24 protein-coding genes and 1 pseudogene are annotated in these 20,976 nt (G+C 69.8%); 12 read left to right on the top strand and 13 right to left on the bottom strand.

Annotated features, from left to right (window positions below):
- Nucleotides 1-77: 77 nt before the first annotated feature.
- Complete coding sequence (gene mdoH / locus AC07OA_RS04370) at nucleotides 78-2,045, top strand: glucans biosynthesis glucosyltransferase MdoH (protein ID WP_494662534.1); 1,968 nt, start codon at nucleotides 78-80, stop codon at nucleotides 2,043-2,045.
- Between the two features lie 174 nt (nucleotides 2,046-2,219).
- On the opposite strand, the gene gyrB is transcribed toward mdoH, so the two are convergent.
- From gyrB to AC07OA_RS04350, 4 genes are all read right to left on the bottom strand, one after another.
- Nucleotides 2,220-4,682, bottom strand: a complete 2,463-nt coding sequence (gene gyrB, locus AC07OA_RS04365; protein ID WP_494662533.1) for a DNA topoisomerase (ATP-hydrolyzing) subunit B — start codon at nucleotides 4,680-4,682, stop codon at nucleotides 2,220-2,222.
- Entirely contained in the window at nucleotides 4,679-5,842 is a 1,164-nt protein-coding gene (recF, locus tag AC07OA_RS04360; RefSeq protein ID WP_494662532.1) for a DNA replication/repair protein RecF, read from the bottom strand. The genes gyrB and recF overlap by 4 nt, the downstream gene beginning before the upstream one ends.
- A 41-nt stretch (nucleotides 5,843-5,883) precedes the next feature.
- Complete coding sequence (locus tag AC07OA_RS04355) at nucleotides 5,884-6,039, bottom strand: hypothetical protein (protein WP_494662531.1); 156 nt, start codon at nucleotides 6,037-6,039, stop codon at nucleotides 5,884-5,886.
- A gap of 93 nt (nucleotides 6,040-6,132) precedes the next feature.
- Nucleotides 6,133-6,507, bottom strand: coding sequence for a VOC family protein (locus tag AC07OA_RS04350; protein ID WP_494662530.1), 375 nt, complete (start codon nucleotides 6,505-6,507; stop codon nucleotides 6,133-6,135).
- A gap of 168 nt (nucleotides 6,508-6,675) precedes the next feature.
- On the opposite strand from AC07OA_RS04350, the gene AC07OA_RS04345 reads away from it, so the two are divergent.
- Nucleotides 6,676-6,804, top strand: coding sequence for a hypothetical protein (locus AC07OA_RS04345; protein ID WP_494662529.1), 129 nt, complete (start codon nucleotides 6,676-6,678; stop codon nucleotides 6,802-6,804).
- 213 nt (nucleotides 6,805-7,017) lie between these two features.
- Here the strand turns inward: AC07OA_RS04345 and dnaN are convergent, their stop codons facing one another.
- Nucleotides 7,018-8,136, bottom strand: coding sequence for a DNA polymerase III subunit beta (dnaN, locus tag AC07OA_RS04340; protein ID WP_494662528.1), 1,119 nt, complete (start codon nucleotides 8,134-8,136; stop codon nucleotides 7,018-7,020).
- 148 nt (nucleotides 8,137-8,284) lie between these two features.
- Nucleotides 8,285-8,803, bottom strand: coding sequence for a peptide-methionine (S)-S-oxide reductase MsrA (msrA, locus tag AC07OA_RS04335; protein WP_494662527.1), 519 nt, complete (start codon nucleotides 8,801-8,803; stop codon nucleotides 8,285-8,287).
- A gap of 95 nt (nucleotides 8,804-8,898) precedes the next feature.
- Between msrA and AC07OA_RS04330 the strand changes: the two genes are divergently transcribed.
- The gene (locus tag AC07OA_RS04330) at nucleotides 8,899-9,369 is read left to right on the top strand and encodes a low molecular weight protein-tyrosine-phosphatase (protein WP_494662526.1); all 471 of its coding nucleotides are present in this window, start codon (nucleotides 8,899-8,901) and stop codon (nucleotides 9,367-9,369) included.
- Nucleotides 9,370-9,443: 74 nt separating this feature from the next.
- On the opposite strand, the gene grpE is transcribed toward AC07OA_RS04330, so the two are convergent.
- Nucleotides 9,444-10,061 (bottom strand): nucleotide exchange factor GrpE, encoded by a 618-nt coding sequence (grpE, locus tag AC07OA_RS04325; RefSeq protein WP_494662525.1) that lies wholly within the window; start codon nucleotides 10,059-10,061, stop codon nucleotides 9,444-9,446.
- A gap of 7 nt (nucleotides 10,062-10,068) precedes the next feature.
- A complete protein-coding gene (gene hrcA, locus AC07OA_RS04320; protein ID WP_494662524.1) occupies nucleotides 10,069-11,145 on the bottom strand; it encodes a heat-inducible transcriptional repressor HrcA in 1,077 nt (358 codons plus the stop codon).
- 124 nt (nucleotides 11,146-11,269) lie between these two features.
- On the opposite strand from hrcA, the gene rph reads away from it, so the two are divergent.
- Nucleotides 11,270-11,986, top strand: coding sequence for a ribonuclease PH (rph, locus tag AC07OA_RS04315; RefSeq protein WP_494662523.1), 717 nt, complete (start codon nucleotides 11,270-11,272; stop codon nucleotides 11,984-11,986).
- 138 nt (nucleotides 11,987-12,124) lie between these two features.
- Here rph and AC07OA_RS04310 read toward each other — a convergent pair whose 3' ends face one another.
- Nucleotides 12,125-12,355 (bottom strand): helix-turn-helix domain-containing protein, encoded by a 231-nt coding sequence (locus AC07OA_RS04310; RefSeq protein WP_494662522.1) that lies wholly within the window; start codon nucleotides 12,353-12,355, stop codon nucleotides 12,125-12,127.
- A gap of 18 nt (nucleotides 12,356-12,373) precedes the next feature.
- The gene (locus AC07OA_RS04305; protein ID WP_494662521.1) at nucleotides 12,374-12,907 is read right to left on the bottom strand and encodes a DUF2975 domain-containing protein; all 534 of its coding nucleotides are present in this window, start codon (nucleotides 12,905-12,907) and stop codon (nucleotides 12,374-12,376) included.
- Between the two features lie 558 nt (nucleotides 12,908-13,465).
- Between AC07OA_RS04305 and rdgB the strand changes: the two genes are divergently transcribed.
- From rdgB to AC07OA_RS04280, 5 genes are read left to right on the top strand one after another with little or no spacing between them, the layout of a single operon-like run.
- Nucleotides 13,466-14,071: an RdgB/HAM1 family non-canonical purine NTP pyrophosphatase gene (rdgB, locus tag AC07OA_RS04300; RefSeq protein WP_494662520.1), complete on the top strand. Its 606-nt coding sequence runs from the start codon at nucleotides 13,466-13,468 to the stop codon at nucleotides 14,069-14,071.
- A gap of 25 nt (nucleotides 14,072-14,096) precedes the next feature.
- Nucleotides 14,097-15,227 carry a radical SAM family heme chaperone HemW gene (gene hemW / locus AC07OA_RS04295; protein ID WP_494662920.1) on the top strand — a complete coding sequence of 377 codons (1,131 nt, stop codon included), beginning with the start codon at nucleotides 14,097-14,099 and terminating at the stop codon, nucleotides 15,225-15,227.
- Nucleotides 15,228-15,282: 55 nt separating this feature from the next.
- Nucleotides 15,283-16,155: a 16S rRNA (cytidine(1402)-2'-O)-methyltransferase gene (gene rsmI / locus AC07OA_RS04290; protein ID WP_494662519.1), complete on the top strand. Its 873-nt coding sequence runs from the start codon at nucleotides 15,283-15,285 to the stop codon at nucleotides 16,153-16,155.
- Nucleotides 16,152-16,562 (top strand): YraN family protein, encoded by a 411-nt coding sequence (locus AC07OA_RS04285; protein ID WP_494662518.1) that lies wholly within the window; start codon nucleotides 16,152-16,154, stop codon nucleotides 16,560-16,562. The genes rsmI and AC07OA_RS04285 overlap by 4 nt, the downstream gene beginning before the upstream one ends.
- Nucleotides 16,559-17,374 carry a SirB1 family protein gene (locus tag AC07OA_RS04280; RefSeq protein WP_494662517.1) on the top strand — a complete coding sequence of 272 codons (816 nt, stop codon included), beginning with the start codon at nucleotides 16,559-16,561 and terminating at the stop codon, nucleotides 17,372-17,374. The genes AC07OA_RS04285 and AC07OA_RS04280 overlap by 4 nt, the downstream gene beginning before the upstream one ends.
- Nucleotides 17,375-17,466: 92 nt before the next feature.
- On the opposite strand, the gene AC07OA_RS04275 is transcribed toward AC07OA_RS04280, so the two are convergent.
- Nucleotides 17,467-17,928 (bottom strand): MarR family winged helix-turn-helix transcriptional regulator, encoded by a 462-nt coding sequence (locus AC07OA_RS04275; protein ID WP_494662516.1) that lies wholly within the window; start codon nucleotides 17,926-17,928, stop codon nucleotides 17,467-17,469.
- A 141-nt stretch (nucleotides 17,929-18,069) separates the two neighbouring features.
- Between AC07OA_RS04275 and AC07OA_RS04270 the strand changes: the two genes are divergently transcribed.
- Nucleotides 18,070-18,630 (top strand): DUF308 domain-containing protein, encoded by a 561-nt coding sequence (locus AC07OA_RS04270; protein ID WP_494662515.1) that lies wholly within the window; start codon nucleotides 18,070-18,072, stop codon nucleotides 18,628-18,630.
- 3 nt (nucleotides 18,631-18,633) lie between these two features.
- Here AC07OA_RS04270 and AC07OA_RS04265 read toward each other — a convergent pair whose 3' ends face one another.
- Nucleotides 18,634-19,242, bottom strand: a complete 609-nt coding sequence (locus AC07OA_RS04265; RefSeq protein WP_494662514.1) for an NAD(P)-dependent oxidoreductase — start codon at nucleotides 19,240-19,242, stop codon at nucleotides 18,634-18,636.
- 51 nt (nucleotides 19,243-19,293) lie between these two features.
- Here AC07OA_RS04265 and AC07OA_RS04260 point away from each other — a divergent pair, with 51 nt between their 5' ends.
- A complete protein-coding gene (locus AC07OA_RS04260; protein WP_494662513.1) occupies nucleotides 19,294-19,743 on the top strand; it encodes a winged helix-turn-helix transcriptional regulator in 450 nt (149 codons plus the stop codon).
- Here the strand turns inward: AC07OA_RS04260 and AC07OA_RS04255 are convergent.
- Nucleotides 19,736-19,819, bottom strand: a pseudogene (locus AC07OA_RS04255) (hypothetical protein); the annotation flags it as partial. The gene AC07OA_RS04260 and the pseudogene AC07OA_RS04255 overlap by 8 nt on opposite strands.
- A gap of 151 nt (nucleotides 19,820-19,970) precedes the next feature.
- On the opposite strand from AC07OA_RS04255, the gene gshB reads away from it, so the two are divergent.
- The gene (gene gshB / locus AC07OA_RS04250) at nucleotides 19,971-20,924 is read left to right on the top strand and encodes a glutathione synthase (RefSeq protein WP_494662512.1); all 954 of its coding nucleotides are present in this window, start codon (nucleotides 19,971-19,973) and stop codon (nucleotides 20,922-20,924) included.
- The last annotated feature ends 52 nt before the right edge of the window (nucleotides 20,925-20,976 follow it).

Raw genomic sequence — 20,976 nt, 5'->3', positions numbered from 1 at the left:
GTGGCTCCTTCCGGCTGATTGAGCGTTTCGGGGTTCTCGGCCAAGGTAGCGTCATCAGCGAGAGGTTGTATCCGTCCTTGAACCACTTCACGTTCACGCGCGCCCCCGCGCGGCGCGTTCAGGCCACGCCTGCCGCCTCACGTTCCGCCACGCCCTATCCGGAGTGGGTCCCCGCCGAGCGGCCGCTGGCCATGCCCGAGCAGGACCTGCGCCACGGGCGGCTGGCGCCGCTGTCGAGCGCCGGCTGGCGTCGGCGGCGGACCGTGCTGCTGGTGGGCTCGGGAGCGATCACGGCCGCGGCGGGCGGGGTGACGGCCATGCTGTTCGCGCCCGGCGGCCTGTCGGTGGTGGACGTCCTGGCCTTCAGCCTGTTCATCGTCCTGTTCGCCTGGGTGGCCTTCGCCTTCGTCAGCGCCCTGGGCGGCTTCTGGACGAGCTGGCGCGAGGCGGGCCGAGCGTCCGACCCAGTCCAGCCGGTGATCCTGACCCGGACGGCCCTGCTGGCCCCCACCTATAACGAGGATCCGGGCCGCATCCTGGCCGCGGTCCAGGCCATGCACGAGGACCTGGCCGCGCGGGGCGTCGGGGCGCTCTACGATATCTTCGTGCTCAGCGACACGCGCGACGAGGCCATCGCCCGCGACGAGGCGGTCGGCGTGCTGCGCCTGCGCGCGCGCCTTGGGCCCCAGGCGAAGATCTTCTATCGCCGGCGCCTGAAGAACACCGACCGCAAGGCCGGCAACATCGCCGAATGGGTGACGCGGTTCGGCGGCGCCTACGAGCAGATGCTGATCCTGGACGCCGACAGCCTGATGTCGGGCGAGACCATCATCGCCCTGACCGCCGCCATGGAGGCCGATCCGAAGTTGGGCCTGTTGCAGACCTCGCCGACCATCGTCAACGCCGAGACGCCGTTCGCGCGCCTCCAGCAGTTCGCCTCGCGCGCCTACGGGCCGATGCTGGCGGCCGGCCAGGACTGGTGGTCGGGGCCGGAGGGCAACTACTGGGGCCACAACGCCATCATTCGCACCCGAGCCTTCGCCGAGCAGGCGGGCCTGCCGCACCTGCCGGGACCGCGCCCGTTCGGCGGCCACATCATGAGCCACGACTTCGTCGAGGCGGCCCTGCTGCGCCGGGGCGGCTGGAAGGTGCGGCTGGCGGCGGGGCTGGAGGGCAGTTTCGAGGAGACCCCGCCCACCATCCTGGACATGGCCATTCGCGACCGCCGCTGGTGCCAGGGCAATCTGCAGCATCTGGGCGTGGTCGCGGCGGCGGGGCTGCACTGGGTCAATCGCCTGCACCTGATCCGGGGCGTGCTGTCCTACGCCACCTCGCCGCTGTGGCTGTTCCTGCTGATCGCGGGCGCGGGGGTGTGGATGGAGCAGGGCGGACCGTCGGCCGTGCTGGGGGCGGGAGCGGCCACCTGGCTGTTCGGCCTGACCATGGCCCTGCTGATCGCCCCCAAGCTGATGGCGGCGGCCCTCACCTTGCGCAGCGGCGCCGCCCGCCGGGCGTTCGGCGGGACGCGGCGGTTCGTGGCCGGCATGGTCGCCGAGATCGTGCTGTCGGCCCTGGTGGCGCCGGTGCTGATGCTGATGCAGAGCGTGTCGGTGCTGCAGGTGCTGCTGGGCCGCGACGCCGGCTGGGCCACCCAGCAGCGCGATCCGGGGCGCCTCTCCAAACGCGAGGCCTGGCGCATCCACCGCGCCCACATGGGCATCGGTGGCGTGGCCGCGGGTCTGGTCTTCGCCCTGGACCCGGTGATGTTCTGGTGGTCGAGCCCGGTCTATCTGGGCCTGATCTTCTCCGCGCCCCTGGCGCTGCTGCTCTCGCAGCCGGAACTGGGCGGGTGCCTCGGCCTCTTCCGCACGCCCGAGGAGCGCACCCCGCCGCCGGTGGCGATCCGCGCGGCCCAGCTACGCGAGGCCTACGACGCCGAGGCGCCGATCCGGCTGGCGATCGAGAAGTTCCTGCGCGTTCCGGCCAAGGTGTATGGCTTCGAGGCGATACACACCCAGCCTCGGCGGTACGCGCTGGCAAGCTAGAGGGTTTCACGCTCACACTTACAGCCGTCATCCCGGGCCTCGTGCCCGGGACCCCTCTATCCGCCGCAGGTGCGGAAGAGTGGCGCGCTGGCGCGCCAACGCGCCTCACATGGAAGCTGAACCAGGGGTCCCGGGCACAAGGCCCGGGATGACGACTGGTTGGGAGGTCGGCCCCTAAACGTCCACCTCGGCGTCCAGGGCGTTGTCCTGGATGAACTCGCGGCGCGGTTCGACCAGGTCGCCCATCAGGCGGCTGAACATGTCGTCGGCGTCGTCGGCGTGGTTGACGCGGACCTGCAGCAGGGTGCGGGCCTCGACGTCCAGGGTGGTTTCCCACAGCTGGTCGGGGTTCATCTCGCCCAGGCCCTTGTAGCGCTGGATGGTCAGGCCCTTGCGGCCGGCGTCCAGCACCGCGCCCAAGAGGTCGAGCGGACCGCGCACGGTGGTCGACTTGTCCTTGCGGCGGAAGATCGCCGGACCGGAGAACACCTCGGCCAGGGTCGTGGCGCGTTCGGCCCAGCGGCGGGCGTCGGCGGCGTGCAGCAGGCCGTCGTCCAGGACCACCGTCTCGGTCACGCCGCGACGGATGCGCTTGAAGACGAAGGCGGTGTCGGAGCGCTCGCCCGACCACGGGCCGTCGCCTTCTTCCGCATACAGATCGAGACGCTTGGCGGCGGCGGCGATGTCGGGCTTGTCGCCGAACAGGCCGGCCAGGGCCGCCTGCTCGATGGCGAAGGCCGGTGCGCGCTGGGCCAGGCGGTCGATATTGCCCTTGGCCGAACGGCACAGCTGGACCAGGGACAGCAGGTCCTGGGCCATGCGGCGCTCGCCCGAGGCCAGGTCCAGCTCGGCCCCGTCCACGCCCTCGTCCACCAGGAAGGCGTCCATCTCGCTGTCGTCCTTCAGATAGCGCGAGGACTTGCCCTTGGCGGCTTTGTAGAGCGGCGGCTGGGCGATGTAGATGTAGCCGCGCTCGATCAGCTCCGGCATCTGACGATAGAAGAAGGTCAGCAGCAGGGTGCGGATGTGGGCGCCGTCGACGTCGGCGTCGGTCATCAGCACGATCTTGTGGTAGCGCACCTTGTCCGGGTTGAAGTCGTCGCGGCCGATGCCGGCGCCGAGCGCCGTGATCAGCGTGCCGATCTGGTCCGAGGACAGCATCTTGTCGAAGCGCGCGCGCTCGACGTTCAGGATCTTGCCGCGCAGGGGCAGGACGGCCTGGTTGTCGCGGTTGCGGGCCTGCTTGGCGCTGCCGCCGGCCGAATCGCCCTCGACGATGAAGATCTCGGACTTGGCCGGATCGCGCTCGGAGCAGTCGGCCAGCTTGCCGGGGAGGCTGGTGATGTCGAGCGCGCTCTTGCGGCGCGTCAGTTCACGGGCCTTGCGGGCGGCTTCACGCGCGGCGGCGGCTTCGGCGATCTTGCTGACGATCTGCTTGGCTTCGTTCGGGTGCTCTTCGAACCAGGTCGCCAGGCCCTCGGAGACCAGGCCTTCGACGGCCGGGCGCACTTCGGACGAGACCAGCTTGTCCTTGGTCTGCGAGCTGAACTTGGGGTCCGGCACCTTGACCGACAGCACGCAGGTCAGGCCTTCCCGGGCGTCTTCGCCGCCCAGATTGACCTTTTCCTTCTTCATGATGCCCGAGCTCTCGGCATAGCCGGTGATGATCCGGGTCAGGGCCGCGCGGAAGGCCGAAAGGTGCGTGCCGCCATCCCGCTGCGGGATGTTGTTGGTGAAGCACAGCATCTGCTCGTGGTAGCTGTCGTTCCACCACAGGGCCAGATCGACCTCGACCTTGTCCTTGACGCCGCGCACCGAGATCGGCGCCTTCAGCAGCGGGGTCTTGGCCTTGTCCAGGTGGCGGACGAAGGCCTCGATGCCGCCGTCGTAGTGCAGCTTTTCTTCCCACGGCTCGGCGTCGCGATGGTCCTTGAACCAGATCGTCACGCCCGAGTTCAGGAAGGCCAGCTCGCGCAGGCGGTGCTCCAGGGTCTTCCGGTCGAATTCGATGAAGGCGAAGGTGTCGGTCGACGGATAGAAGGTCACTTCCGTGCCCGTCAGGGTTTCGCCGGCCTTGGGGCCGTCCTCGCGTACGGGCGAGTCGCCGGTGACGGCCAGGCTGGTCACCGCGTCGCCGCGCTCGAAGCGCATCTGGTGGACCTTGCCGTTGCGGTGGATCAGCAGTTCCAGCCAGTCCGACAGGGCGTTGACGACCGAGACGCCCACGCCGTGCAGGCCGCCCGAGACCTTGTAGCTGTTCTGGTCGAACTTACCGCCGGCGTGCAGCTGGGTCATGATGACCTCGGCCGCTGAGACGCCTTCGCCCTCGTGCATGTCGACCGGGATGCCACGCCCGTCGTCGGTGACCGTCACCGAGCCGTCGGCGTTCAGGATCACCTGGACCTTGGTGGCGTGGCCGGCCAGGGCCTCGTCGATGGCGTTGTCGACCACCTCGTAGACCATGTGGTGCAGGCCCGAGCCGTCGTCGGTGTCGCCGATGTACATGCCGGGGCGCTTGCGGACGGCGTCCAGGCCCTTCAGCACCTTGATCGAGTCCGCGCCGTACTGGGCGGCGGCTTCCTCGGTCGACATTTCGGGCGACACTTCAGGGACTTGGTCTTCGGTGTTCTCGGTCATACGTCTTCCAATGCGGTCAGGCCCCGTTCGCTGACGCGAACGCCGAGAGCCCGACCTTTCAGATGGTCGAACAGCGACTCGTCGGTGCCTGTCAGAAAAGCCTGCAGGCCGAGCGCCGTGAGTTCGTCGGCCAGGGCGGCCCGCCTTTTCAGGTCGAGATGCGCGGCGACTTCGTCGAGCAACACTATAGGATTCGGTGCGTCTTTCGCACGCGAAAGTCGCGCGCTCTGGGCCAGAACCAGGTTCAGAATCAGCGCTTTCTGCTCGCCGGTGGAACATTCGGCGGCGGGGCGGTCCTTGTCGACGTGATGGATGGCCAGATCGCCCCGGTGCGGGCCGGTCAGGGCGCGTCCGGCGGCCCCGTCGCGGGGCCGGGCGGCGGCCAGGGCGGCGGCCAGGCGACGCTCGATCTCGGCGACCTCGAGGCCCTCCAGCGCCATCTTTTCCCACTCGCCGGTCAGGGCCAGGCGGGCGCGGGGGAAGGGGCGGTCGCCTCTGCTATCGATTTCAGCTTGCAGGGCCAGGAGGGTGCGGGCCCTCGCCGTGGCCATCAAGGCCCCGGCCTGGCCCAGGCGCGCCTCCAGGGCGGTCAGCCAGACCTCGTCGGCGGGCCGGCCGGTCTCGACCGCGTCGGTCAGCAGCTTCATCCGCTCGCGCTGGGCCTTGTCGTAGGCGTTGGCGTGGCGGGCGTGGTCGGGTTCGCCGGCGAAGACCAGGCGGTCGAAGAAGCGGCGGCGCTCGGAGGCGGCCTCCAGGAACAGGCGATCCTGGGCAGGGGTCAGCCAGATGGGGCGCACATGGTCGGCCAGGCGGCCGGGCGGGACGGTCTCGCCGTCGATGCGGACCAGGCGGCGGGCCGAGCCGGCGGCTTCGACGCCGGTGCCCAGGCGGATCGGCTCGTCGTCGCCGCTCTCGGCTTCGGCGGCCACGGCCCAGGCCCGGCCCATGGCCTCGCCCGGCAGGCGGCGGCCCACCTCGGTCAGGCCGGATCCGCGCAGGCCCTTGCCCGGCGACAGCAGGCTGATGGCTTCCAGCAGGTTGGTCTTGCCCGCGCCGTTGGCTCCGAACAGATAGACGCTGGCCCCGTCGGGACGCAGCACCGCGCGCTCGTAGGAGCGGAAGTCGGTCAGGGTCAGCGAAAGCAGGGCGGCGCGGCTCACCGACGCCTTCTAGCCTATTCGGCGCCCAGGTCTAAATCCGATCAGCCCCAATCGCGGCGACGGCCGGCCCCGGCATGGGCCACCAGGCGGACGGGGCCGCGCAGGGCGTGGGCCAGATGCGGCCCGCCCGCCAGCACCAGGAACCAGGCGGCTCCGCTCAAGACGACGACGACGATTCGTTCCCAGGCCACGCGCATCGGCGGACTCCTTGCAGGAGGTCTCGGTGCGCTTCGATTGCGGCGGCGGCGGGATGGAACGGCGGCCGAATCTGGGCCGCCGTCAGGCGTGGATCAGCCGAACTTGTAGCCGCACAGCTTGTTGCCATCCAGGTCGCGGAAATAGGCGAAATAGACGCCCGGCATCCGCTCGCCCGGCGCGCCCTCGCAGGCGCCGCCCAGTTCGATGGCCTTGGCGTGGAAGGCGTCGACGGCCTCGCGGCTCTCGAAATCGAAGCCGCCCATCATGCCGTTGCCCACGCAGGCCGGATTGCCGTCATAGGGGCCCAGAACCCCGAACAGGCTGCCGTCCTTGCCGCGATAGAGCCGTCCGCCCGAGGGGTGTTCGTACAGGCCGCGCATGCCGATCGAGCCCAGCAGGGCGTCATAGAAGGCCTTGGCCTCGTCCAGCTTGTTGGATCCCACCGTCAGGTAGCCGATCCTGGCCATGCGCCTTCCTCCCGTTTTCTTATGCAACGGAGGCTAGCATGGCCGGCGGGGCGGGCAAGGCGTCGGAGACTTCGATCGCATCGGCGACGTGGCGCGACACCAGAAGTTGCTTGCGTGCTGTTACGATTTCGTCACGATATCGGTAACAAACCTCGGGGGAGGGAACCTATGCGAAACAAGATTTTGGGCGCGCCGCGCCAGTGGTGGCAGAGCCATCCGGAACTGGGCCTGGCCACCGGCTGGGCGGTGATCTGCGGCGGCCTGTGGCTGGCCGTGCGGGTGCTGGGCCTGGCCTAGGCTCACTCGGTCCGGCGTGGGATCGCCCCACTTGCCCCCACCTGACCGCTTCGCGGTCTGTCCGCCCCCGTAGGGGGCGGAGGACGCCGCACTCACGCACTTCTTCCCCTACGGGGGAAGGAGCGCCGAAGGCGCGAAGGGGGCAAGTGTCCCGCGCACAGCAAAACGGGCGCTCGTGGCGCCCGTTTCCTAAAAGCTTGAAAGCTGGAGCCGCTACACCCGCAGCGGCATCAACACGTACTTCACGCCCGGGTCCGTCGGGTCGACCACCAGGGTGGGCGAGGCCGGGTCGGCGAAGCGGAACTCGGCGATGGGGCCGCCGATCTGGCCGCAGACGTCCAGCAGGTAGCGGGCGTTGAAGCCGATCTCGAAGGCCTCGCCGTCGTAGTCGACCTCGACCTCTTCCACGGCCTGGCCGGCTTCCATGTTGCGCACGGTCAGGGTGATGCGGCCTGGCTCGACGGCCAGCTTCACCGAACGGCTCTTCTCGGCCGAGATGGTGGCCACCCGGTCGACGGCCTTGGCGAAGAGGTCGTTGTCCAGGGTCAGGATCTTGGCGTTGTCGCGCGGGATCACGCGCAGATAGTCGGGGAAGGCGCCGTCGATGACCTTGGAGGTCAGGGCCGCGCGGCCGAACTCGAAGCGGATCTTCTGGGCGCTGATCTGCAGGTCGACCTGCTCGCCGGCCGATTCCATCAGGCGGCGGGCCTCCTGGATGGTCTTGCGGGGCACGATCACGCCGGGCAGGCCGGCCGCGCCCTCGGGGGCGTCCATCTCGGCCAGGGCCAGGCGGTGGCCGTCGGTGGCCACGGCGCGCAGCTTGGTCACGCCGCCGTCGTTGACGGTGTGGAGATAGAGGCCGTTCAGATAGTAGCGGGTCTCTTCGGTCGAGATCGCGAAGCGGGTCTTGTCGATCAGCCGCATCAGGTCGTTGGTGTCGACCGCGATCCGGCTGGAGAGGCCGTCGCTGCTCATCACCGGGAAGTCGCCGGCCGGCAGGACCGGCAGGTTGAAGCGCGAGCGGCCGGCCTGGATCACCAGGCGGGGATCGTCGCCGCTGAACGACAACGACACGTCCGAACCGTCGGGCAGCTTGCGGACGATCTCGTAGAGGGTGTGGGCCGGCGCGGTGATCTGGCCGGGCACGTCGATTTGGGCCAGGCCCTCGTCGATGATCTCCATGTCCAGGTCGGTGGCCGAGAACGACAGGGTGTCGCGATCGGCCGACAGCAGGATGTTCGACAGGATCGGGATGGTGTTGCGGCGTTCCACGACGCTCTGCACGTGACCCAGCGCCTTCAGCAGCGCCGCCCGCTCGATGGTAAGCTTCATATCTCGGTCCAGGTCCCAGGATCGCCGCCGACGAAGAGAATCCCCCCGCGACCCCGCAATGAATGGACTTGCGACATTAGCGCAAACCGCGACCGGGGGAAGGCCCGGCCGCGGCGAAATGCGCGACCGGGCCTCGATCATGGGGCGACTAGGCGCTCGCGGGGCTCTCGGCGCGGGCCGGCAGCACCCAGCCGGGGCGCACGAAGTGGCAGGTGTAGCCGTTGGGAATGCGCTCCAGATAGTCCTGGTGCTCGGGCTCGGCCTCCCAGAACGGGCCCGCCGGCTCGACCTCGGTCACCACCTTGGCGGGCCACAGACCCGAGGCGTCGACGTCGGCGATGGTGTCCAGCGCCACGGCCTTCTGGGCCTCGCTGGTGTAGTAGATGGCCGAGCGGTAGCTGAGCCCGATGTCGTTGCCCTGGCGATTCTTGGTGGTCGGATCGTGGATCTGGAAGAAGAACTCCAGGATCTTGCGATAGCTGATCACGCTGGGATCGAAGATGATCTCGATGGCCTCGGCGTGGGTGCCATGGTTGCGGTAGGTGGCGTTGGGCACGTCGCCGCCGGAATAGCCGACGCGGGTCTTCAGCACGCCCGGATAGCGGCGCAGCAGGTCCTGGACGCCCCAGAAACAGCCGCCGGCGAGGATCGCGGTTTCGGTGGTCATGGTCTGACGTCTTTCTTGCGAGGGAAGGTCGAGGCTACATGTTGGGTCCGTCCGGGTTTCGCGCAAGCGCGTCGCCCTTGCCCGAAAGGCTCTACGTGCCCCGTCCCGCCGTCTTGTTCGTTTGCCTCGGAAACATCTGCCGCTCGCCCCTGGCCGAGGCGGCCTTCCGGCAGGAGGCGCAAGCCCGGGGCCTGGACGTCGAGATCGATTCGGCCGGCACGGGGTCATGGCACGTCGGCCATCCGCCCGACCGCCGGGCCCAGGCCGTGGCGCTGCGGCACGGTATCGATATCTCGGGCTATCGCGGCCGGCAGGTGAAGCCCGAGGACTTCCGGCGCTTCACCCACGTGGTGGCCCTGGACCGCGACAACCTCGCGGACCTCAAGCGCATCCGGCCGTCGGACGGGACGGCTGAGCTGATGCTACTGCTGGACGTGGTGGAGGGCCGCCAGGGCAAGTCGGTGGCCGATCCCTATTATGGCGAGGACCGGGACTTCGACGTCACCTGGGCCGACGCGGTGGCCGGGGCCAAGGGGCTGGCGGATAGAATCGCGGGGGAGGGCTGAGGGCGGCCCGCACCCCAGATTGTCATCCCGGGTCTACGCTACGCGCTTGTCCGGGATGACAGCTAAGAGGGCGATCAGGCCTTCGTGTCGAACGAGCCGCCCGTATCCGCGCCGTTGGCCGCGTACGGGTTGGCGCCCGCCGTCGGTTCGGCCGGGGCGTCGGGGCCCTTGGAGCCCTTGGCGGCCACGGCCACCATGGCCGGACGGACCAGGCGGCCCATCAGTTCGTAGCCGGCCTGCAGCACGGTGATCACGCCGCCCGCCGAAACCTCGTCCGACGGCTGCTCCATCACCGCCTGGTGCAGGTGCGGATCGAACTTCTCGCCCTTGGCCGGGGCGATCTGCTTCAGGCCATTGCGTTCGAAGGCGCCCTGAAGCTCCTTCTCGGTCATCTCGACGCCGACGATGAAGTTGGTCACCGCCGCGTCTTCCGAGCCGCGCGGGCTGTGGGCGGTGGCGCGCGACAGGTTGTCGGCCACGCCCAACAGGTCGCGGGCGAACTTCTGGATGGCGTAGGCGCGCGCGTCGTTCATCTCGCGCTCGGCGCGGCGCTTGGTGTTCTCGGCCTCGGCGGCGAAGCGCAGGGCCTGGTCCTTCAGGGCCGCCACTTCCAGCTTCAGCGCCTCGATTTCCTGGGCAGCGTCATCAGCCTCGAAGGCCACGTCTTCGGCCGGCGCCGTATCGTCGGTCATACAGTCCTCATCCATCCATCATCCGGCCGAGCACGCGGGCGGTATAGTCCACCAGCGGGATCACCCGGGCATAGTTCAAGCGGGTGGGACCGATCACGCCGATCGCCCCCAGCACCTTCTGTCGGCCCGTCATATAGGGCGCCGCGATCAGGGAGGAACCCGAAAGCGAAAAGAGTCGCGTTTCGGCCCCGATGAAAATGCGCACCCCTTCCGCCGAGCGGACGTCGTCCAGCAGGCCGATCAGCTGGCCCTTCTGCTCCAGATCGTCGAACAGCCGGCGCACGCGCTCCAGGTCCTCCCGGGCGCTGGCGTCGGCCAACAGGTTCGCGCGGCCCCGGACGATCAGGGCGCGGTCGGGGTCGTCGCCGCCGCTCCAGGCGGCCAGACCGTCCTCGACCAAACGCGCCGCGGCGGCGTCCAGTTCACGCCGGGCCGTGTCGAGTTCGGCGGCCATCTCGGCCTTGGTTTCGTTCAGGGTGCGGCCGCGCAGGCGGGCGTTGAGGAAGTTCGACGCCTCCTGCAGGGCGGCGGGGGTGACCCCGGCCGCGCGCTTCATCAGCCGGTTTTCCACGGTGCCGTCGTCGAACACCATGATCGCCAGGGCCTGGTCGGCGCCCAGGGCCACGAACTCCACGTGCTTGACCCCGCCCTCGCGGACCGGGGCCACCACCACCCCCGCCCCGCCGGCCAGGCCCGAGAGGATGGCCGACGCCTCGCCCATCGCCTCCTCGAACGAGCGGCCGTGGGCGAACAATCGCGCCTCGATGGTGCGCCGCTCCTCCTCGCCGATGTCGCCCACTTCCAAGAGGCCGTCGACGAACATCCGCAGGCCCGCATGGGTGGGGATGCGGCCGGCGCTGGTGTGGGGGGCGTCCAGCAGGCCCAGTTGGGCCAGGTCCTGCATGGTGTTGCGGATCGAGGCCGGCGACAGCTGCACCCCGCCGCGCGAAATGGTCCGCGACCCGACCGGCTCGCCGGTCTCCAGGTAGGATTCCACCACCCGGCGGAAGATATCGCGAGCGCGGGCGTCCAGGTCCGTGAGGCTGGGAGTCTGAGCGGAAAACCCCGAAAACAGCTGTGTCATGTCGCCTTCGAACGCGTCCGGACAGGACCCACGGCCGGACCCTCGGATTTCGACGGGGTTGGACGATCCCGTCTTCGGTAGGATAAGCGGCGCAATCCTATCACGCAAAGCCCCGGAGTTTCCCATGCGTCCGTCCGAACGCGCCGCCGACCAAACGCGAGACGTCACGCTGGAGACCGGCGTCAACCGCTATGCCGAGGGCTCGTGCCTGGTCAGCTTCGGCCACACCAAGGTGCTGGTCACCGCCACGGTCGAGGAGAACGTCCCCGGCTGGATGCGCAACAAGGGCGCCGGCTGGGTCACGGCCGAATATGGCATGCTGCCCCGCGCCACCCACACCCGGGGCCGCCGCGAGGCCGCGCAAGGCAAGCAGAGCGGCCGCACCCAGGAAATCCAGCGCCTGATCGGCCGTTCCTTGCGCGCCGTGGTCGACCTGAAGGCCCTGGGCGAGCGCCAGATCAGCCTGGACTGCGACGTCATCCAGGCCGACGGCGGCACCCGCACGGCCGCCATCACCGGCGCCTGGGTCGCCCTGCGCATCGCGGTCAACTACCTGATCGAGGAGGGCGTGCTGAAGACCGACCCGATCCTGGGCCAGGTGGCGGCCGTCTCGTGCGGCGTCTTCAAGGACACCCCGGTGCTCGACCTCGACTACGAGGAAGACTCCAGCGCCGAGGCCGACAGCAATTTCGTGCTGACCAACAGCGGCGACATCGTCGAGATCCAGGCCACCGGCGAGAAGCGCGGCTTCACCCGCGGCGAGTTCGACACCTTGTTCGCCCTGGCGGAGAAGGGGATCGGGGAGCTGTTCGTGAAGCAGCGGGAAGCGGTTTCGAAGTAGCGCCCCGCCACGGGACGCTTGCCCCCTACGGACCGCTTCGCGGTCGTCTTCCCCCGTAGGGGGAAGAGCTGGACGTGCGGCTCCGCCCCCTATGGGGGCGGACAGACCGCGTAGCGGTCAGGTGGGGGCAAGTGGAGATCAATCCTCTTCGTGCGTATGCCCCGGACCCGGCTCATAGGTCATCAGATCCCCCGGCTGGCAGTCCAGCTCGCGGCACAGGGCGTCCAGCGTCGTGAAGCGCACCGCGCGGGCCTTGCCGGTCTTGAGGATCGACAGGTTGGCGATGGTCACGCCGACCCGATCCGACAGCTCGGTCAGCGACATGCGTCGTTCCAGCAGGATGCGGTCCAGTTGCACGCGGATGGCCATTGTCTTGTTCTTCTCGCGTCAGATTGTCAGTTCGGCCTCCCGCCGAAGGCGGGCGCCTTCGCGGAAGACTTCGGCCAGGACGAACACCACCAGGACCGGAAACCAGGCGCTCAGGCTGAACGAGCCGTCGACCATCTTGGTGTCCGGGGCCAGCCACTTGGCCAGGGCGGCGAAGATGTAGTGGCCGATCTCCAGGGCGGCGAGGACGAGGCCCACCACCCGCAGGCGGCGGACATTGTCCGGGTGGAACGGGTCGCCGGCGGTCAGGGTCGAGAACACCCGTCGCAGGCGCTCGACGATCACCATCCAGCCGCCGGACAAGAGTGCCCAGGCCCCCAGGGCGCCGGCGAACAGCGGCCCCTTGCTGATCAGCTCGTCGATCGAGCCGCCGATGTGCAGGCGCGCGGTGATCAGCTCCGGATTGAAGCTGAGCAGCAGCACCGCCACCGTGAAAATGGCCAGCAGGCTGACCCAGACCCACAGGCCTACGTAGATCACGTCGAGAATGATCTTCAGGAAACTCGATACCGAACCTGGCCCCAAGGCGCGCATCCGCTCTTCCCCATCCTTCAAGCAGAACGCCGACCATGCCCCGTTCAGCGCGGGGCGGTCAAAGGCGGGGTCAGAACGTCTTGAGGGCGAAGGTCACGGCGGCGAGCGGCAGACCGGCGATCAGCGTCAGGGTCGCCACGCGAGTGGCGACGGCGTCGACGATGCGGAACAGTCTGGCGGCGGACATGGCGGGCCTTCGGATCGGATGCGGGGCCGCGTCCCTATGGCGCGCCTCCCATGACCGCAAGATAGGCGGCGATTTTCTCCGGACCAATGTCGCTTATCGATAAACGATATTAAACCTCTGTAATGATCGCCCCTCGCGGAGGGATCACACAGGGGTGTGGCGTCGGGGCCACGCGTTCGGCATCGCGGCCGGGGACATGCACTTGTGCGTGTCCCCATCAGGCGCACGGAATTTGCTGCGAAGGCCGATGCGGCCGCGCTTGTGGTTGGGGACACGCACAAGTGCATGTCCCCGTCCGAAAACCTTGCGGGCGCGGGGCCACATGGAGGAGTAGAGACCTCTTAGGCATGGTTTTCCCGAGGAGACGCCCGATGACGCTGAAGCTGGACGCCGGAACCAAGCTCGTGGCCGCGACGCACAATCCGGGCAAGGCCAAGGAGCTGCACGCCCTGCTGGACGGCCGGTTCGAGGTGCTGGCCGCCGGGGCCCTGGGCTTGCCCGAGCCGGACGAGACCGAGACCACCTTCGTCGGCAACGCTCTGCTGAAAGCCCGCCACGCCGCCGACCTGTCGGGCCAGATCGCCCTGGCCGACGATTCGGGCCTGTCGGTGGCGGCGCTGGACGGCGCTCCCGGCATCTATTCGGCGCGCTGGGCGGGGCCGGAGAAGGACTTCGCCATGGCCATGGACAAGGTGGCCGAGCGGATCGAGGAGACCGGCTCGGAGGAGCGCGCCGCCTGGTTCACCTGCGCCCTGGCCGTGGCCTGGCCCAACGGTGGCCCGGCGGTGGTGGTGCAGGGCGAGGTCCACGGGACCCTGACCTTCCCGCCGCGCGGCGACCGTGGCTTCGGCTACGACCCGATCTTCGTGCCGAACGGCTTCGAGCAGACCTTCGGCGAGATGGAGCCGGCCGCCAAGGACGCCATGAGCCACCGCGCCGTGGCCTTCGCCAAGCTGAAGGCGGCGCTGTTTGAGTGACGTCTTACCAAGGGATGGGCCACCGCTGGGCGTCTATGTCCATTGGCCCTACTGCGCCCGCATCTGCCCCTATTGCGACTTCAACGTCGTGCGCGACCGGGGCAGGACCGACGAGCAGGCGGCCTTGGCCGACGCCATCGTCGCCGATCTGACGGCCCAGCGCGCCCTGACCGGCCCGCGCGCCCTGCTGTCGATCTTCTTCGGCGGCGGCACGCCTTCGCTGATGGATCCGGCGCAGGTGGCCCGGGTGATCGAGACGGCCAAGGCCCTGTGGGCGCCGGCTGACGATCTGGAGATCAGCCTGGAGGCCAATCCCACCGACGCCGAAACCGACCGCTTCGAGGCCCTGGCGGCGGCCGGGGTGGCGCGGCTGTCGCTGGGCGTCCAGGCCCTGGACGACGCGGCCCTGGCGCTGTTGGGCCGCAACCACGACGCCGACTCGGCGCGGCGGGCCCTGAACGTGGCGGCCAAGGCCTTCCCGCGCCTGTCGGCCGACCTGATCTACGCCCGGCCCGGGCAGACGGTGGAGGCCTGGACGACGGAGCTCTCAGACCTGCTGGCCATGGGCCCCGAGCACGTCTCGCCCTACCAGCTGACCATCGAGGCCGGCACCGCCTTCGACCGGGCCGTGGGCCGGGGCAAGCTGGTGGTGCCCGACGAGGACCTGGCCGCCGCCCTGTTCGAGACCACGCAAGGCGTGCTGGAGGCGCACGGCTTCGACGCCTACGAGGTCTCCAACCACGCCCGGGGCGCGGCGGCCCGCTCGCGCCACAACCTCGTCTACTGGCGCGGCCACGACTATGTCGGGGTCGGCCCCGGGGCGCATGGCCGCCTCACCCTGCCGGACGGCAAGCTGGCCACCACGGCCCAGCGGGGCATCGCCGACTACATCCGCGCCGTCGCCGAGAGCGGCGTCGGCTTCGAGCGCGAGGCCCTCACCGCCCTGGAGGCGGCCGAGGAGCGCCTGCTGCTGGGGCTGCGGATCGACGACGGCGTGGCCTATGCCGAAGTCGCCCCGCTGGCCCTCTCGCCCGACACGCCGAAGGTGAAAGCCCTGGTCCAGGACGGCCTTCTGGTCGACGATCCGGACCGTCTCCGCGCCACCCGAACGGGCCGACTTGTACTGGACCGGCTGACAGGAACGCTCGCGACCTGATAACCCTGCGCCAAGCGTCGCGTTTCGGACGCCAGCGCCATAGGAAAGTTCGCCCTTGAGCCGCCAGCTAGCCCCGCCTGCTCTCTCCGACGCGCCGCTGGCGCCGGGGCTCTATCTGGTGGCGACGCCGATCGGGAACCTGCGCGACATCACCTTGCGGGCCCTGGACGTGCTGGCCGCCTGCGACGTGCTGCTGGCCGAGGACACCCGCGTCACCGGAAAGTTGTTGTCGGCCTACGGCATCCGCACCCGGCTGGAGCGCCACGACGAACACGTGGCCGAGCGGACGATCCCGGGGATTCTGGAGCGGCTGGAGGCCGGCGAGCGTGTGGCCCTGGTCTCGGACGCGGGCACGCCGATGGTCTCCGACCCTGGCTTCCGCCTGGCCCGCGAGGCCATCGCGGCCGGCCACGACGTGATCCCCATCCCTGGCGCCTCGGCGGCCCTGGCGGCCCTGACCCTGGCGGGCCTGCCCACCGAGCGGTTCCTGTTCGCGGGCTTCCCCCCGCCCAAGAGCGCCGCGCGGCGGACCTTCCTGGAGGAGTTCGCCCATGTCCGCGCCACCCTGATCTTCTACGAGGGCGCCTCGCGCGTCGCCGACAGCCTGGCCGACATGGCCGCCGTGTTCGGACCCGACCGCCCGGCCGCCGTCTGCCGCGAGCTGACCAAGCTCTACGAGACCTGCGTGCGCGGCCCGCTGGACCAGCTGGCCGCCGATCCTCGCTTTACGGCCCCCAAGGGCGAGATCGTCATCCTGGTGGGGCCCGGCGAGGACAAGGTCGCCAGCGCCGACGACGCCGAAGCGGCCCTGCGCGAGGCCATGGCCCGCCTGCCCCTGGGCGAGGCGGCGTCCGAGGTGGCCAAGGCGCTGGGCCTCTCACGCAAGGACCTCTACCGCCAGGCCCTGGCGATCAAGGAGGCCGGATGAGCGCGGTCCGCCCGGAACGCCAGGCCCAGAGACAGGGCGAGCGGCGCACGCGCGGCGCGGCCGCCCGGCTGTCGGGACGGCGCGCCGAGGTGGTCGCGACGCTGTGGCTGATGGCCAAGGGCTACCGGATCCTGGGTTTCCGCCTGGCGACGCCCTTCGGCGAGATCGACCTCCTGGCGCAACGGGGCGGCGTCCTGGCCGTTGTTGAGGTCAAGAGCAGGACCAGTCTGGAGGCGGCGCTGGAAGCGGTGACCTACGAACAGCGGGCCCGTCTTCGCCGCGCGGGCGCCCACGTCGCCGCCGGACGCGCCGGCCTGCGCGACGCCGCCATCCGCCTGGACCTGATCGCCCTGGCCCCCGGCCGCCCACCCCGACACGTGGTCAATGCCTGGATGGACGGCCAATGACCCGGGAAGAGGCCGAAGCCCTGCTGACCGACGCCGGCCGCGCGGCGGACAAGGACTTCCCGCTGTTCGAGGCGGCCTTGGCCTGCGCCGTGCACGACGATCCCGACCGCGACTATGGCGCGGCCCGCGACCTGGCCCAGGCGGCCGTCGAGCGCCTGACCGACCGGCTCAAGGCCGAATCGCCCGAGGAGGCCCTGGCCGAGGCCATGGCCGGGGACCTGCGCCTGTCGGGCGACCTGATCACCTACGACCACCCTGACAACGCCGACGTCATCGCCATCGCCGAGCGCCGCAAGGGCCTGCCCGTGGCGCTGGGGGTGTTCTACCTGCACGCCGGCCGAGCCTGCGGCCTGGACCTGAACGGCGTCGACTTCCCCGGCCACTTCCTGCTGCGCATCGAGACCGACGAGGGGCCGCTGGCGCTCGATCCGTTCAGCGAGGGGCGGGTGGTGCTGCCGTCTGAGCTGTCGCGCCGGGCTCTGCGCACGGGGCTGATGCCCGACGTGGCCGCCAAGCTGGACGTCTTGATGAGCCCGATCCCGGACCGGGCCGTGCTGATCCGCCTGCAGAACAACATCTTCGCCCGCGCCCAGCAGGCCCGCGACTGGGGCCGCGCCGAGCGCTCGGCCCTGCGCCGCGCCCTGCTGGACCCCACCGACCACCACCCCTGGCTCGACGTCGCCGCCGCCCGCGAGGGCCAGGGCGCCCTGGCCGGGGCGCTGCAGGCCCTGTCCCACGCCCAGGTCCTGGACGGCGGCGCGGCCATCGCCGCCCGCGCGGCGCGGGAGCGGGTGAGGCTCAGACTCAATTAGCGCGGCCGGGGACATGCGCATGCGCGTGTCCCCAGATCTTGGCGCGGCGCGTGTTGTTGGGGACACGCACAAGTGCATGTCCCCGGCCGTGGTTACTGCGCCGGCCGCTCCGTCACGAACCGCGCCACCGAATCGCGGAAGGCCTGCACGTCCTTGTTCAGCTGGATCAGCTGGGCGGGGCTCATGGCGGCCGAGGCGAACAGGGTCTGGCCCAGGCATGCGCTGCGGGCCTGCATGTCGCGGCCGTGGTCGGTCAGGCTGACCACCACTTGGCGCTCGTCGGCGGGGTTGCGTTCGCGCGACAGGAGGCCCGCCGCCTCCATCCGCTTGACCAGCGGGGTGACGTTGCTGGAGTCCAGCCCCAGCCGCTCGGCGATGGCGCCCACGCTCTGGCCGTCCACCTCCCACAGCGTACTGAGCACAAGGTACTGCGGATAGGTGATCTCCAGCGCGTCGAGCAGCGGCTTGTAGGCGCGGTTGATCGCCAGGCTGGCGCCATACAGCGAAAAGCACAGCTGGTCGTCGAGCGTGAGGGCGCGGCGGGTGTCGGTCACGGGAAGCTCCTGCCCCGTCTGTAACGCGAAAATAGATGTCGTGACAAATAATGACTCGACAGCGGTCGGGGTCGTTCGATACGGATATATGTCGTGACATCAAATGTCGCGACATTCATGTTTTCATCAGGGAGGCCGGACATGGCCGAGCACACCGCCGCCGACGCGCTGAAGCGCTACTATTTCCTCCGGGCCGGCGTGGCCGCCGCCTGGGTGGCGGCCGCCTTCACCATCGGCGCGGCCCAGCCCCTGGTCGGCGGCGCTCTGCTGGTGGCCTATCCGGCCTGGGACGCCCTGGCCAACGCCCTGGACGCCCGCGCCAATGGAGGCTTCCAAGCCAACGCGCCCCAGGCCTTCAACACCGTGGTCAGCCTCCTGGTCGCCCTGGGCGTCCTGGCCGGGCTGCAGTTCGACCCGCGCCTGGTGCTGGTGCTGTTCGGCGCCTGGGCGATCCTGGCGGGCCTCTTGCAACTGGCCGCCGGCGTGCGCCGCTGGCGGACCTTCGGGGCCCAGTGGGCGATGGTGCTGAGCGGCGCCCAGTCGGCCCTGGCCGGCGGCCACTTCATCAGCAAGGCCGCCGCCCCCGGCGCCGCGCCGCTGGTCACCATCGTCGCCCCCTATGCGGCGTTCGGGGCCTTCTACTTCCTGGTCTCGGCCATCGCCCTGACCGTGAAGGGCCGGCGCGCGGCCAAGGCGGCCTGACGGCTAGTACGCGGCCGTGAACCGCGCGCGGCCATGGCGATGCTGCTCCAGCTCGTCGACCATGGCGATGGCGTAGTCGGCGAAGCTGATCCTGCTGTCGCCCGCCGCGTCCGTGACCAGTTGATCGCCGCCCAGGCGGAAGGTCCCGGTGCGCGGCCCCTCGAAGATGAAGGCGGCCGGCGAGAAGAAGGTCCAGTCGATCGTGGTCTCGCCGCGCAGCGCCTCCAGGAAGGCGATGCCCCCTTGGGCGAACACCTTCCACTCCTCGGGGAAGTCCGGGGTGTCGATCAGGCGCAGGCCGGGGGCGACCTCCAGGCTGGCCGCGCCGCCCGTGACCAACAGCCGCCCGACGCCTGCCTGGCGCAGGGCCGACAGCAGGGTCTGCGCCGAAACATCGAAATGCAGGGCGCTGATCACCGCGTCGCTGCCCTTGATCAACTCGGCCAGGGCGGCGGGATCGGCGGCGTCGCCCGCCGTCGCCGTCACGCCCGGCGCGGTGGCAATGGCGTCCGGCTTGCGGGCTACGGCCAGCACCTGGTGACCGCGCGCGGCCAGTTCCTGGGTGATTTCCGAGCCGGCGCGACCACTGGCGCCGAGAACCGCGACCTTCATGGGAGTCTCCTTGGTTTCCATCGGTGACCAGGTGCGCTAGAGAAACCCACCATGCAAGACGGCACCTTTCCCTCCCTTGGTCACCTCCAGGAAACCGGTCCGGACGGCGGCCTGCCGGCCGGCGTCGCCGCCATCGGCGCGCGGGGCGACGTGTTCGCCGCCGACTGTCCCACCCGCAGGCTGCTGGACCGCGTCGGCGACAAGTGGAGCGTGCTGATCCTGATGCTCCTGGGCGACGCCGACATGCGCTTCAGCGACCTGAAGCGCCGCATCCGGGGCGTGTCGCAGAAGATGCTGACCCAGACCCTGCGCTCGCTGGAGCGCGACGGCCTGGTCACCCGGCGGGTCGAGGCCACGGTTCCGGTGACGGTGACCTACGGCATAACGCCCCTCGCCCGGGACCTGCTGTCGGCCCTGCGGCTGATGATCGACTGGGCCGAGACCCGCATGCCCGAGGTGGTGGCGTGCCAGGCGCGCTACGACAACCGCGGCTTGAACTAGCTTTCCTCCTCACCCGCGAAGCGGGGGAGGTGGCGCGATGCGGATACGCATCGTGACGGAGGGGGCGTCCGGCCACCGCCCCTGACGCCCCCTCCGTCCGCTGCGCGGACACCTCCCCCGTTTCACGAGGGAGGAGAAGGCCTCTCGCAATCGCGCCGTTCGAACCTAACTAGACAATCGTCGCCGAGGACCGTCTAGGTCTGCGCGAACAAAGCCCCGGAGTCCCCATGTCGCTGAGAGTCGCCGTCCAGATGGATCCCGTCCTGGGGATCAACATCGAAACCGACACCACCTTCCTGATGATGTGGGAGGCTCAGCAACGCGGCCACAGGCTGTGGTTCTACACGCCCGACAAGCTGTCGATGGAAGACGGCCGGGTGTTCGCCCGGGCCCAGCCGCTGGTGCTGACCAAGACCCAGGGCGCCCACGCCCAGCTGGGCGAGACCGTGGTCCTGGACATGAAGGACGACGTCGACGTGGTGCTGATGCGCCAGGATCCGCCGTTCGACATGGCCTACATCACCGCCACCCACTTTCTGGAGAAGGTCCACCCCCACACTCTGGTGGTGAACAACCCGGCGGAAGTGCGCAACGCGCCCGAGAAGCTGTTCGTCACCGACTTCCCGGGCGTGCAGCCGCCCACCCTGATCACGTCCGACCACGAAGCGATCTACGACTTCCGCGCCCGGCACGGCGACATCGTGCTCAAGCCCCTCTACGGCGGCGGCGGCTCGGGCGTGGCGCGGCTGCTGGCCGACGACCCCAATCTCGACGCCCTGCTGGAACTGCACGCCATGATCGGCCGCGAGCAGGTGATCGCCCAGAAATTCGTCCCGGCCGTGAGCAAGGGCGACAAGCGCATCCTGCTGGTGCACGGCGAGCCGGTGGGCGCGGTCAACCGCGTGCCGGCCGCCGGCCAGGTGCGGTCGAACCTGCGGGTCGGCGGCCGGGCCGAGGCGGTGGACCTGACCGCCCGCGACCTGGAGCTTTGCGCCATCATCGGCCCGGAACTGAAGAAGCGCGGCTTGCTGTTCGTGGGCATCGACGTGATCGGAGAATATCTGACCGAGATCAACGTCACCTCGCCCACCGGCGCCCAGCAGCTCAAGCGGTTCGGCGGCGCCGACGCCGCGGCGATCCTCTGGGATCGGATCGCCGAGCTAAGCTCTACCGCAGGATGAAGACCTACCTGTAGACGACTGAATCGTCACACTTTCCTGAAACGTTCGTTTT

This window comes from Caulobacter sp. GW821-FHT09B08 (genome assembly GCF_059418225.1).
Note: the sequence above shows the minus strand (reverse complement) of the source record. Positions and strands in the feature narration are given on the sequence as shown.